This window comes from Acidovorax sp., assembly GCF_021287135.1.
In the GTDB taxonomy this organism is placed as follows: Bacteria; Pseudomonadota; Gammaproteobacteria; order Burkholderiales; family Burkholderiaceae_C; genus Acidovorax.
This window is the reverse complement of the sequence record NZ_JAJTBB010000036.1, coordinates 57915-70076: the sequence shown is the minus strand read 5'-3', so window position 1 is coordinate 70076 and position 12162 is coordinate 57915. Positions and strand designations below refer to the sequence as shown.

Annotated in this window: 9 protein-coding genes; 1 reads left to right on the top strand and 8 read right to left on the bottom strand. The window is 65.6% G+C overall.

What is annotated here, in order from left to right; translation table 11 throughout:
* Positions 1-3 precede the first annotated feature (3 nt).
* Positions 4-579, bottom strand: coding sequence for a hypothetical protein (locus tag LWW96_RS09390; protein ID WP_291486266.1), 576 nt, complete (start codon positions 577-579; stop codon positions 4-6).
* Positions 580-805: 226 nt separating this feature from the next.
* On the opposite strand from LWW96_RS09390, the gene LWW96_RS09385 reads away from it, so the two are divergent.
* Positions 806-1768: a tRNA-dihydrouridine synthase gene (locus tag LWW96_RS09385; protein WP_291486265.1), complete on the top strand. Its 963-nt coding sequence runs from the start codon at positions 806-808 to the stop codon at positions 1766-1768.
* A 21-nt stretch (positions 1769-1789) separates the two neighbouring features.
* Here LWW96_RS09385 and LWW96_RS09380 read toward each other — a convergent pair whose 3' ends face one another.
* From LWW96_RS09380 to LWW96_RS09350, 7 genes are all read right to left on the bottom strand, one after another.
* Positions 1790-3643, bottom strand: a complete 1854-nt coding sequence (locus tag LWW96_RS09380; RefSeq protein ID WP_291486263.1) for a phospholipase D family protein — start codon at positions 3641-3643, stop codon at positions 1790-1792.
* A gap of 120 nt (positions 3644-3763) precedes the next feature.
* Entirely contained in the window at positions 3764-4966 is a 1203-nt protein-coding gene (locus LWW96_RS09375; RefSeq protein WP_291486261.1) for an ammonium transporter, read from the bottom strand.
* Between the two features lie 136 nt (positions 4967-5102).
* Positions 5103-6215, bottom strand: a complete 1113-nt coding sequence (gene ribD / locus LWW96_RS09370) for a bifunctional diaminohydroxyphosphoribosylaminopyrimidine deaminase/5-amino-6-(5-phosphoribosylamino)uracil reductase RibD (RefSeq protein ID WP_291486259.1) — start codon at positions 6213-6215, stop codon at positions 5103-5105.
* Positions 6216-6239: 24 nt separating this feature from the next.
* Positions 6240-6674: a type IV pilin protein gene (locus LWW96_RS09365; protein WP_291486257.1), complete on the bottom strand. Its 435-nt coding sequence runs from the start codon at positions 6672-6674 to the stop codon at positions 6240-6242.
* Positions 6675-6697: 23 nt separating this feature from the next.
* Positions 6698-10315 carry a PilC/PilY family type IV pilus protein gene (locus tag LWW96_RS09360; RefSeq protein ID WP_291486255.1) on the bottom strand — a complete coding sequence of 1206 codons (3618 nt, stop codon included), beginning with the start codon at positions 10313-10315 and terminating at the stop codon, positions 6698-6700.
* 86 nt (positions 10316-10401) lie between these two features.
* The gene (locus LWW96_RS09355; RefSeq protein WP_291486253.1) at positions 10402-11214 is read right to left on the bottom strand and encodes a PilX N-terminal domain-containing pilus assembly protein; all 813 of its coding nucleotides are present in this window, start codon (positions 11212-11214) and stop codon (positions 10402-10404) included.
* A 20-nt stretch (positions 11215-11234) separates the two neighbouring features.
* A complete protein-coding gene (locus LWW96_RS09350) occupies positions 11235-12146 on the bottom strand; it encodes a PilW family protein (RefSeq protein ID WP_291486251.1) in 912 nt (303 codons plus the stop codon).
* Between the last annotated feature and the right edge of the window lie 16 nt (positions 12147-12162).

Below are 12162 nucleotides of genomic sequence, written 5' to 3'. Positions count from 1 at the left end.
GCATCAGCGGGCGAGGGCCGCGGGCTGCGTGGCGTCGGCGGCGCCCGTCGTGGCCGTGGATGCTGCAGCGGTGCGGGGCACCGAGGCCAGGGGCAAGAGCAGCTCGAACTTTTCGCGCAGGCTGGCGGCACGTTCGGCCCCCGCGGTCAGTGCTACTTCCTCGAACAGGGCTTCGCCTGCATCCAGCATGCTGTCGCGGTCCTTGGCGGCGCGCAGCGCCTCGCGGAAGTGCTGCGCCAGCACCGGGTCGCGGCGGGCAAAAAGCCGCTCGCAGGTGTCAAAGAGGTACATGCGGGCACCCGCCAGCGAGCGCAGGGACTCGCCCGGCTCAGGACGCTGAATGGAGGGCTTGTCGCGCGGCGGGGCGGCATCAGCCGCCGGCGGTTGCGCCGGGCCGGTCAGGTAGCCCTGGCGCATCAGGTTTTCGACGATCTGTGCGCCGATGCCGTTGTACATGGCCTGCAGGTCCGACAGCGGCTTGCCGTCGGCCAGCAGCAGCAGCGATCGCTCGCGCAGGCTCAGGGTGCGGACGCCGGGCAAGAGTTCCAGGCGGGCTTTCTCTGTCTTTTGCAGCAGCATGGGGCTCTCCGTCACGGTGAATGGCGGCGATTGCAGCAAACCGCCGTGACGCAGTGATGACCCCGGTGCCGCACAATGGCGGCCGCACGGCCGGCGCTGACCGGTGGGACAAGCTGGATGCTATATTTTTGATAGCTGCTTGCGCTTATCCCATAAGCGCTGGTGGGCAATTTCTTTGCTATTTTTTGCTGCCACGGGTGGTGCGACCACGGTGGCGCTTCGGGTCATGACTTTGCTGCTCGCCCCCATGGAGGGGCTTCTCGATTTTGTCCTGCGTGACGTGCTGACCCGTATGGGCGGGGTGGACCGCTGCGTGTCCGAGTTCATTCGCATCACCGGCACATTGCTGCCGGACAAGGTGTTCCTGCGCTATGTGCCCGAGCTGCGCAACGGCGGCCGCACGCTCAGCGGCGTGCCGGTGCGCGCGCAGCTGCTGGGCTCCGACCCCGTCAGCATGGCCGAGAACGCGGCGCGCCTGGCTGCCCTGGGCCCTGAGGGGATTGACCTGAACTTTGGGTGCCCCGCCAAGGTGGTCAACCGCCACGGCGGCGGTGCCGCGCTGCTGCAGGAGCCCGAGCGCATCGCCGCTGTGGTGGGGGCCGTGCGCCGGGCCGTGCCGGCCCACCTGCCCGTGTCGGCCAAGATGCGCCTGGGTTTCAACGACACCGCCTTGATGCGCGAATGTGCGCAGGCCATGCAGGACGGTGGCGCAGCCGAACTGGTGGTGCACGCACGCACCAAGGCCGACGGCTACCGCCCGCCGGCCTACTGGGAGCACATTCCTGCCATCCGCGCGGCGGTGCGGATTCCCGTGGTCGCCAACGGCGAGATCTGGACGGTGGCCGACGCGCAGCGCTGCCGCGCAGTGTCCGGCTGCGACGCCCTGATGCTGGGGCGCGGCATGGTCGCCGACCCCGGCCTGGCCCGGGCGATCCGTGCAGCCGACAGCGGCCGGCCGGGCACGGACACCGTCGCGTGGTCCGACCTGCTGCCGCACCTGGCCGACTTCTGGCACCTGGTGTGCGAAGACCTGGAGCCGCGCCAGCGGGCGGGGCGCCTCAAGCAGTGGCTCAACCTGCTGCGCCGGCGCTTTCCGGAGGCGGAGGCGGCGTTCCAGCAGGTGCGCACCATGACGGATCAACGGGCGATCAGCATGTGGATTGCGGCGCTGCCTGGGCGCGACTTTTAGGGCCTGTTGGCGGTCTGGGTTCTAGAGCAGGTGGTCCGGCGCCAGCGGACCCAGCAGCTGCAGCATCATGCGCAGCGGAAGGCTGGCGTCAGGCTCCGTGGTGGCGTCGGGCAGGCCGCTGCCCGCGGGGGCTCGCCACACCAGTGAGCCGCCGTCCTGCAGTTGCACCTGCCAGGCGACTTCGCGCAGCGCTGCTTCGATCTGCGCGGTCGCGCGGCGCGACAGGCTGCCGCTGCGGATCAGCAGGGCGATCTCGGTGTTTTGACGCTGCGAGCGGATATCCAGGTTCATGGACCCGACCACCAGGAGGCGGCCGTCGAGGATCAGCAGCTTGGAATGGAGCATGGCCCTTGAACTGCCCGGCGCGGCAGAGGCGGCGGCGCCGTCGGCGTGGCCCCCTGTACTGCCGGTGGAGCCCAAGGCTCCCCGCAGTCCGCTGGGAAGCTCGCTGCGCATCTCGTAGAGATCCACCCCCATGGCCAGCAGATCGGGGCGGTGACGTGCGTAGCCGGCGTGGGCGATGGGTGCGTCGTTGGAGGCCAGCGAGTTGGTGAGCACGCGCACCCGCACACCACGGGCCCGGGCGGCCGCGAACGCCTGCTTCATGTCCGGGCCGGGCACGAAATAGGGCGAGATGATGAGCAGGTCCCGCTGGGCCTGGCCCATCAGCTGCAACAGCCCGTCCACCACGGTATCCGTCTGGGCATCCGAGACGCGTGGGGGTGTGCCCGGGGCGCCGGGTGCTGCCGCAGAGGCCGGGGCCGCGGGGCCCGGCGCTGTGATCGTCCGGGGCGAGGCCTGGGCGGGCGGCGTTTCGGGGGAGGGGGTGTCGGGCGTATTGCCGTCGGGCGGGATCTTCGCCGGCCGGTCGACCAGGACGGCTGCAGGGGCCCACGTGAAGGGCACCCGGGCCAGGTCCATGGGTTGCTGGTCCCACACCCGGGCGCGTTGTTGTTCTGCGGGAGGCCGCGCGTCGGGGCTGGGTGGCTGGCCGTCCGGCGCAAAGGCCCCGCCTTGGCCGGCAATGCGCTCGCGCTGCGTTGCATCGCCAGCGCGCGCCTGTTGGCTCAAGGCCTCCAGCTCCTCGCGCGTCACCAGGGATGGCACGGGGTAGGCGCGCTCGTTGTTCCAGTAGCTGTCGAAGCTGCGCGACAGCTCTTGCACCACTGGCCCGGCCGCCAGCACGTCCAGATCCACGAAGTTGCCGGAGTCTGCGTGACCGAAGTAGGCGTCGCCCAGATTGCGTCCACCCGTCACTCCCAAGGCATTGTCTGCAATGAAGAGCTTGTTGTGCATGCGCTGCTGCACGCGGGCGAAGTCGCCCAGGGCACTGAACATGCGGCCGAGCGGCGACCCGCGTGCCCCGGTCAGCGGGTTGAACATGCGCATTTCAATGTTGGGCACGAACGCAAGCCGCATCACCTGGGCATTGCGGCCTGCGCTATGGAAGTCGTCCAGCAGAATGCGCACGCGCACGCCCCGTTGCGCTGCTGCAATCACCCCCAGCAGCAGGCGTTCGCTGCTGGCGTCGGCGTGGATGGCGTAGTACTGCAGGTCCAGCGTCTTCTGGGCGGCATCTACCAGGGCCAGCCGGCTGCCATAGGCTGCCTGCGGCCCGCTCAGCAGCAAAAAGCCGGAGGGGTGGCGGGCCCCTGCGGCAGCGCGGCGCTCTTCCACGAGCCGGCCCAGGGCCGTCGTGGCGGGGGAGGCCAGTGCGGTGGACACGGGGCGCTCCACATGCCTGGGCAGCCCCGTGGCGCAGCCGCCCAATGCGCCGGCAACCAGCACGGCGGCCCCCACGAGCCGCCCGTACCGGGCAGCGGCCTTGAGGGACGCCGCAACATCCGCGGCGCAAGCACTGGGCAGAAAGCGCATGGCGCCATTGTGGCGCTGCTGCTGCCCGCCTTTGTGTCGGACGCTGCGCCAACGCGACAGCAGCGGGGGCGCCCCCGCCGGCTGGCGCAGGTTGACGTGCGCCGAGCTGCTGCCGCGGGCTTACCAGCTGGCGTCGCGGTCGGGCGTGGCGCTGATCTTGTGGATGGACAGGTCGGCGCCGTCGAACTCTTCTTCCTGCGTGAGGCGCAGGCCGACCACCCGCTTGATGACGCCATAGACGACAAAGCCGCCCGCCAGCGCCCAGGCCACGCCCATGCCCGTGCCGATCAGCTGTGCCGAGAAGCTCACGCCCCCCAGCCCGCCCAGCGCCTTGCTGCCAAACAGCCCGGCGGCCAGGCCGCCCCAGGTGCCGCACAGGCCGTGCAGCGGCCACACGCCGAGCACGTCGTCGATCTTCCAGCGGTTCTGCGTCAGCGTGAACATCACCACGAAGATCGCGCCCGCCACGCCCCCAACCACCAGTGCACCCAGGGGATGCATCAGGTCCGAGCCCGCACAGACGGCCACCAGCCCCGCGAGCGGGCCGTTGTGCACAAAGCCGGGGTCGTTCTTGCCCAGCACCAGGGCGGCCAGCGTTCCGCCGACCATGGCCATCAGCGAATTGACGGCCACCAGACCGGAGAGCTTGTCCACGGTCTGCGCGCTCATGACATTGAAGCCGAACCAGCCCACCACCAGCACCCACGCGCCCAGCGCCAGGAAGGGGATGTTCGAGGGCGGGTGGGCAGAGATCGCCCCATCCTTGCGGTAGCGGTTGGCACGCGAGCCCAGCAGCACCACGGCCGGCAGGGCAATCCATCCGCCCATGGCGTGCACCACGACGGAGCCGGCAAAGTCATGGAACTCCTCGCCCGTCAGCGCCTTGAGCCAGGCCTGCACGCCGAAGTGCTGGTTCCAGGCAATGCCTTCGAAAAAGGGGTACACAAACCCCACAATCACCGCCGTGGCCATCAGCTGCGGCCAGAACCGGGCCCGTTCCGCAATGCCGCCGGACACGATGGCCGGAATGGCGGCCGCAAAGGTGAGCAGGAAAAAGAACTTGACCAGCGCGTAGCCGTTTTGCTGGACCAGCGACTCCGCGCCCACGAAAAAATGGGTGCCGTAGGCCACCCCGTAGCCCACCGCAAAGTACACCACCGTGGACACGGAAAAATCCACCAGGATCTTGACCAGGGCGTTCACCTGGTTCTTTTTGCGCACGGTGCCCAGCTCCAGAAACGCGAACCCCGCGTGCATGGCCAGCACCATGATGGCCCCCAGAAGAATGAACAGGGCATCCGTGCCCTGTTTGAGTGCTTCCATAACGTCCTCGTGCGATTGAATGATCTGATTTGGTGCGTCGGTGACCTGAATACCGAATGCGCACCAAATTGAAGCAAAAATCGCGCCAAAGTGGAGAGGGGATGCACCCTCGAGGGGCGGGTGCCTGCAGTGCGGGCTAGAACCGATCGCGTCCCGCCACGCGGGCGACGATGCGCAGGTCGGGTCCGATGGACTCCGTGGAGTGGAACTCCAGCGCCAGCCCATCGGCCAGCGCCGTCAGCGGGCCGAAATCTGCCATGCCGTGCCCCGGGCCCAGCAGCCGGGGCGCCAGGTACAGCAGCAGTTCGTCGACCAGGCCTTCGCGCACCAGCGAGCCATTGAGCTTGTGGCCCGCCTCGACATGCAACTCGTTGATGCCGCGCTTGCCCAGGTCTTGCAGCATGGCCGGCAGATCCACCTTGCCCTGGCTGTTGGGAAGGTGCACCACCGTGGCGCCGCGTTCCTTCAGTGCTGCTTCCTTTTGAGGGTCTGAAGGGGCTGCAGTGTAGATGTAGCAAGCGCGGCCAGCTATGAAAATGCGAGCATCTAAAGGCGTCTGTAACCGGCTGTCGACCACCACCACATGGGGCTGGCGGGGCGTGGCGACCTCTCGCACGTCCAGCCGCGGCTTGTCATCCAGCAGGGTTCCGATGCCGGTAAGGACTGCGCAGGCGCGCGCGCGCCAGGCGTGGCCATCGGCCCGCGCCGCAGGCGACGTGATCCACTGGCTGGCGCCGTTGGACAGCGCCGTGGTTCCGTCGAGCGAGGCGGCTGCCTTCATTCGCACCCAGGGCGTTCCCCGCAGCATGCGGCTGAAAAAACCGATATTGAGCTCCCGCGAGGCCTGCGCACCCGGCCCCACCACCACCTCCACCCCCGCCGCGCGCAGGCGCTCGAAGCCATGCCCTGCCACCAGCGGATTGGGGTCGGTAAGCGAGGCCACCACCTTGGAAACACCGGCCTGGATGAGCGCATCGCAACACGGGCCGGTGCGGCCGTGGTGGGAGCATGGCTCCAGCGTGACGTAGGCCGTGGCGTTTCGGGTGCCGTGCCCCCGGGCAGCGGCGTCCCGCAGCGCCATGACCTCCGCGTGCGGCCCCCCGGCCTGCTGCGTGAAGCCCCGGCCGATCACGGCCCCGTCCGGGCCCACCAGCACGCAGCCTACGCGCGGATTGGGGTTGGAAAGAAAAAGCGCCTGGGCAGCGAGCCCAAGCGCTTCATCGATAGGGTGGGGCGCTGCGGTGGTCATGCGCCCTGGATGGTAGCGCAGACGCTATTTGTTCCAGCAGTCGGCGGCGGTGGCGCCCGCTGAGAGGTTATTCGCCCCCCGCGTACCGGTATTGGTCAGTGTGAAATCCCCGCACTTATCTGTAGCCTGAGGGGTTCCCGCTTTGCGCGTGGCGACCAGAGTGAAGGCGGCGTTGGTGTTACCGGCAGCGAACCCGATGGTGTAGTGTTTGGTGGGATCGCCAGCCCACGTCAGGCTGCCTGGCAGGGCTGTAGGGTACACGCCGGTCGCGGTGGACGCTCGTTCCAGCCACTGCTGCGCCTGAAGCAGCCCTGCCCGCGCGTCCGCCCGGTGACCGCGCCGGATGTATTCCGCATAGCTGGGGTAGGCGATGGCCGAGAGGATGCCAACGATGGCCACGACGATCATCAGTTCGATGAGCGTGAAGCCCTTTTGTCGGGTGGAGAGGATCCTGGTCATTTCTTGCGTCCTGTGAACCGCGGTCATTGGATTTGGCGCCAGCTGGGGCGCAGAGATTGTTCGGGCATGGCAGCGAGGTTCTCCTTGTTGTTCTTGGCGTCGATGTCCGCGTTCTCGAACTTGTCTTTTCTGATCATGCTGTGCGGCCCCTTGGTAACCTTGGCGCGGGAGATGCTGATCAGGCTCGTGCCGCTGGCGACGGCATCACCTCCGGGCGACGAGATGGTGCCCATATCGAACTTCCCATCCTTGTTCTTGTCCACGATGGCGATCGAGGGAGCCTTTCCGTCCATGACGTTCACAAAGGTGCGGTACTGGCGCTCGGCGTCCACGGAGGTGGACTCACAGCTCTCCACGTTCGGGTCCACATTCGAACCCTTGGCTGGAACTTGCGACCACACGGTCAGCAGGTTGCTGGCATCGTAGAAGTCAAAAGGCTTGAGCAAGCGCTCGCCAATGGCGGGCAGGTCGAGATACCAGCCGTTCCAGTTGGCCCAAGTGGTTTTGTCCAGGACATCGACTTCCTTGATGGCGCCGTAAGCCCCGGAGTCGATTTCAATGAACTCTCGCTTGGCCAGCTTCGCTGTGGCGACGCCTGCGCCGAGGGCGGTGGGCGTGGGGATGCAAGTGGTGCCGGGGCAGGTACCTGCACCTGGGTGTACTTCCAGGCGCTTGCCGAGGGGGGAGGTAATCTGGCGATAGCGGGTGTTGTCCAGCACGGAATACAGAGACTGGACGTCCACACTCGATGGGTCGTCCTTGGTCGCATTGCGGCCGGTACCAAAGGCCACCATCATTCCGCCGACGCTCACGGTTTTTGCCGATGGGCCGGTTCCAACTACCATCAGCCGATCATTGGCGCGCGCGGTGGGGGCTGCAAAAATGGGTTGCACCTTGGTGCGTGGTCCATTGAGGGCCGCGGGCCCCTGGGCCGTGAAGAGAGGGTTGCCATTGAACGCGACTTTCCAGGCCCCGGGGTCGTAGCTCGTGAGATCAAATTTCCACAAATTGCCCAGGTTGTCGCCGGCGTACACCACATCGACGAGGCCATCGCCATTGATGTCCACCAGCCGCGGCGAAGCCAACCCATTGTCAGTGGCCTTCCCGGTCCCAGCGGGGTCGGTGGTCACGGGAATGCGCAGGAGTTCCTTGGCACCGTCGAGGTATTGCACAAGCAGCACAGGGCGCTGGTTGGTGCTGTTGTATCCATTGCCCAGAATTGCGGCCCAGCGGTTGTTGTTCAGGCGCGTGATTTGCGTGGTGCGCATGCTGTCGTTGTCATCCCGTACCGGCCGTGCGGTGATATGACCGATGTCCTTGTCCTCATCAACGATTTTCAGGCATGCTGTTTTTTCCGCGCCGGTGAGCGCGGTGCAGTTCGGCGCGGCTTCGGCGTAGCCGCGGGTACGGTCGAGCTTGACCAGTTGGGCGGCGTTGGTTTCGTTCAGGCCGGGGGTTCCATCGGGCAGGTTGCCCGCCGTGGGATTGGTGACGTCCAGCACGAAATAGCCCTTGCCGCCCAGTCCCAGGGTGCCCACCAGCAGGGTTCGCCAATTGGGGGTGTACGTGGCGTAGTTTGGGTCGCTGGGGTCCTGAATGCCACCGTTGAGATCGACGTCCCCGGTCATGGGTGAGCCGTCAACGAAATACTTGTGCTTGTTGTTGTATTGCGGATCGGTCAGCAGGGAGAGCGCCGGAATCACGCCGCGGGGTACGTAGGCCAGCTTCTCTTTGCCATCGTACGAAGCGAATCCGTGGAGCATGCCGTCGTTGCCGCCCACGTACAGCATGCCAGTGCGTGATTTGTTGCTGCGCACGAAAGCACTGTAGCCTTTGAGCAGATAGTCCGAAGCCGGTGCGCCCGTAAACCACACGTCGGAGTTGATGATGTCGCCCTGGATGCTTTGGCGCTGGCGGAAGGGCTTGGAGGTTGTGTAGCCTGAAGGGTCTACCCCTTCCAGGGACTTGTCGCCACGGATGTAGTCGAGCCGCTGCTGGCCTTTGGTGGCGCCTTCGTCCGTGCCGCCCATGTTTTTCTGCAGCCAGAGCTTCTGGTTCGTGCTGAGGCGGCTCTCATCGGTCGCCCAGCGGAAGGGAACGCCGCCCTGGTAGGCGGTGCCGGTCCATTTGTCGCTCCAGCTCAGCACCAGGCGGCTGCTGACGGTGGAGGCATCGAGCAGGTCTGCCGTGTTCTTTCCGTTCCAATTGGGGTCAGGGTAGGTGGTGCCGTCGGTCTTGACCTTGTCGGCGGTGACAAAACCCTTCCAGAATTTCTCAGGCTCGTAGGCGGCCGTGTATTTGCCAACCTCGCTGCGTGAGACGTTGGAGCCGCTGGTGGCACTGGAGCTCAAGTCAGGGTCGGTGGCGGTATTGATTTGCGCAAAGATGTCGCGGAAGGCTTTTTCAAGATCATCGCCTTTCTTGACCGCATAAAAGCGGCCCCGGCCGTTCAGGGCAGAGTGCCACAGATCCAGTGCATGGTTATTGTTCTGGCTGTCATCGTTATCGCTCATCGAGGGCCACGTTTGAGTGCCGGTGACGAAGTTCAGGAAACTTTTGTCATAGCCGAACGGCAATTGCTGGGTCGGCGCCACGATGCTGGCGGCGGCGCCGTACGGCCAGGTGACGGCGTCGTTACTGAAGCCAATGGTGTAGGTCACCATGTGGGGCCATGTGGCCGGGTTGTAGCGTGGGTTCCAGTACCGTTCCAGGATGGCGTCCTTGTTGGCACTGTCCTTGCCGAAATTCTCGGTGGCCGGTGCCGCGCGGTAGTCGGCCGCAGGCTGCATGGTGCCGGTCATGCCGCTGGTCTGCAGGGGCGTTGACCAGCTGTAGAAAGCCCAGTCGGCCAAGTTGTCCGGATCGGTATCGCGGTAGAGCGCCGTTTTCGCGCGGTCGGCCGCGGTGGCGCCGCCGTACACCATGCCGTCGGGCAGTGTCTTGTTGGTGGCGTTGTCCTGCGAGCCGCCCGAATCAGTGCCGTTCCAGCGGCCGTCCGACATGAAGATGTGGTACGTGCGGCGGCAACCCAGATAAGGGGAACCTGTGGTGCCGGGATCGCTGGCCCAGGCGCTGCTCGTGCCCAGGGGTTGGCGCATGTAGGCGTCGGCCTGGCTGAACATCAGGTGCGAAGGCGTGCCGTTGCTTGCCTTCAGGCTGTTCACGAAGTTGAGAAAGTTGGTGCGGTGCGTGCCCTGCAGGATGCGCATGGAATTGGTTTTCATGCTGGTACTGTTCACGCTCTTGGCGTCGGGCGCGTTACCGTTGTTCCACATTACCTGCCAAGAAAGACGGATCTTCTTGTCGGGCATGAGGCTCGGGTCGTATTCCGGGTGTGTGGGATCGAATACCGACTTGAGCGCGTACTTCAAGATGTTGATGCGCTTGGCGTTGGTAGGCCAGGAGCCGTCAGCGTTCGGGGCCGTGACTGTTGAACTGCCGGTATTTGAGTTGGTGACCTGCCAATCCATACTGCCCGAATCGTCCACGGAGATGATGACGTTGGGGCGCACGTAGGGTTCCACCGTGCCAGGGGGAGCTTCGGCCAGGTCAAGTGCCCAACTGCTGAACGGCGCGAGCGCCGCTCCGGCGGCCATGGCGAGCAGGGTTTTGCGAAAGCGGGGTGGGGTTTGGCGGGGCATGGCTGCTCCTTGGAGTGCTGTTTATTTGTTGGGTGAGGAGTCGGAGGGCTTGCAGATGTTGATTGCGAGCGGCGCTCCAGTCGCTATCAGTCTTTGCGCATTTGGCGTGCGTAGGTCTGTTGCAGCACGGCCATGGTTCCCGGCTTGCGACCATAGGCCAGCGCGGTGATGCGGTAGACCACGTTGGGCTTGAGGTTCAGACGCAACAGGTTGTCGGTGTTGGCGCCGCCAACGATCAAGCCGGAGTTCTTGGTGCTCTCGTCGTAGCGCAAGACTTCGATCCAGTACCAACCGCCTCGGTTGTTGGCGCTTGTGTCGGTCAGAATGGGGTTGGCGGGTTTGTCGATGTCAGGTTTGTCGTTGCCGTCTCTCCCCGTGGAGGCACCTGTGTACTGGCCATAACGAGCGCCGACATCGGGCTGGGTCATGTCTTCAAGCTTCACTTCGCCGGCGACCGGTGCGGGCGTTGGGACGGTCGAGCCAGAGTAGTTCCAGAAGTCCTGGCGCCCCGTGCGCTTGATGCACAGACCGGATTTGCATTTGGTCGTCTCTTGGTCCAGGTCGGCCAACAAGGGGATGACTTCCTGGGCGTCCAGCGGAATTTTCCTGGCGGTGCCAATGTTGTTGCGGCAGCCCGCAGCGATGCAGGGGCTGCCGTCCGCGTTTTCACCACGGATATCCAGCTCGGCATCCTGCAGCAGGGCCTGCGCGGCTTCGAAGGCGCGCTGGTAATCGGCGTCGTTGCCCACCACCAGTTCGTTGAAGAGCGAGGTGCGCGAGGCCCACAGCGCCAGCAACATGGACAACATGACAAACACGATGACGACAAACAGCGCCACGCCTTGCTGGCGCGCTGGGCGGCGCCAACGCTCATGGTGGGTAGGAAACATCCGTTGCATGATGACTTTCTCGTCAAGGGTTACAGCACAGAGCCCACGAGCCCCTGGCTGCGCAGTTGGAATACGTTGCGAAAGGCCATGTGCATGCGCCGCGCACGGGCGCCGGCGAGGGTGCTCATGTCGACCGCGCTGCCGTCGCAGTCGGTGTAGGTGCTGCCTGCACCCATGCCGATCGGTTCGGTGCCAAAGAGCACCACACAGACTTCCACGGCTTGGACCCGCCCCCAGTTCGTGCCTACGCCTGTGGCATCGACCGACTTGATGGTGGGAATGCCGGGACTGGTGGTCGTGTCCTGGAGCAGGTAGCGCACCTGGAAGTTGGCCACGTTCTGTGCGATGGCCTGCGGTGCGGCACCGTTGCCGCTGCATCGCAGATCGGTACCGTTGAGCTGGAAGATGTTTTCCACGCGTCCGTCGGTGCTGGTGTCGGCGGGGCCGCCCTGGCAGTTGCGCGAAATTGCCTGGGGCACTGCGCTGGCGAACACGGACTCCGTAAAGCGCCGATAACCTGCGGTCAGGCTCACAGGAGAGGCGGTGCCGCTGAGGGTGTGCGTGGCGGGATCGAAGCTCTCCAGGGTGCCGGCGGACGGGGCGACGGTGGTCTCGAACGCCACGGGCGCCATGTAGGGCGCCGGGGTGGTCACAATGCCAGGGTCCAGGTTCAGGCGCAGCGAGCCGGCTTGGCGCAGTTGCTGGCCGATCACGCGCATGACAGAGGAGGCCTGCTGCTGGATGTTGCTGGCATCACTCACCGTGCCCGAGACGCCGCGAGACACCATGAGTGCGCCCATGGCCACGGCAATGACAAGCAGGCCGATGGCAATGCCCACCATCAGTTCGATCAGCGTGATACCGCGCTGAGTGCGCGGGCGCCGTGCCGGACGCTTTGGAGGTTTCTGGCCTGGGGTGCGAGCGCTTGTGTAGTCAGTCATGGTGTGGGGATGCATC

Excerpts from the sequence above, each read along its gene's own strand:
- LWW96_RS09390 (WP_291486266.1), bottom strand. The coding sequence starts at position 579 with ATGCTGCTGCAAAAGACAGAGAAAGCCCGCCTGGAACTCTTGCCCGGC.
- LWW96_RS09385 (WP_291486265.1), top strand. The coding sequence starts at position 806 with ATGACTTTGCTGCTCGCCCCCATGGAGGGGCTTCTCGATTTTGTCCTG.
- LWW96_RS09380 (WP_291486263.1), bottom strand. The coding sequence starts at position 3,643 with ATGCGCTTTCTGCCCAGTGCTTGCGCCGCGGATGTTGCGGCGTCCCTC.
- LWW96_RS09375 (WP_291486261.1), bottom strand. The coding sequence starts at position 4,966 with ATGGAAGCACTCAAACAGGGCACGGATGCCCTGTTCATTCTTCTGGGG.
- ribD (WP_291486259.1), bottom strand. The coding sequence starts at position 6,215 with ATGACCACCGCAGCGCCCCACCCTATCGATGAAGCGCTTGGGCTCGCT.
- LWW96_RS09365 (WP_291486257.1), bottom strand. The coding sequence starts at position 6,674 with ATGACCAGGATCCTCTCCACCCGACAAAAGGGCTTCACGCTCATCGAA.
- LWW96_RS09360 (WP_291486255.1), bottom strand. The coding sequence starts at position 10,315 with ATGCCCCGCCAAACCCCACCCCGCTTTCGCAAAACCCTGCTCGCCATG.
- LWW96_RS09355 (WP_291486253.1), bottom strand. The coding sequence starts at position 11,214 with ATGCAACGGATGTTTCCTACCCACCATGAGCGTTGGCGCCGCCCAGCG.
- LWW96_RS09350 (WP_291486251.1), bottom strand. The coding sequence starts at position 12,146 with ATGACTGACTACACAAGCGCTCGCACCCCAGGCCAGAAACCTCCAAAG.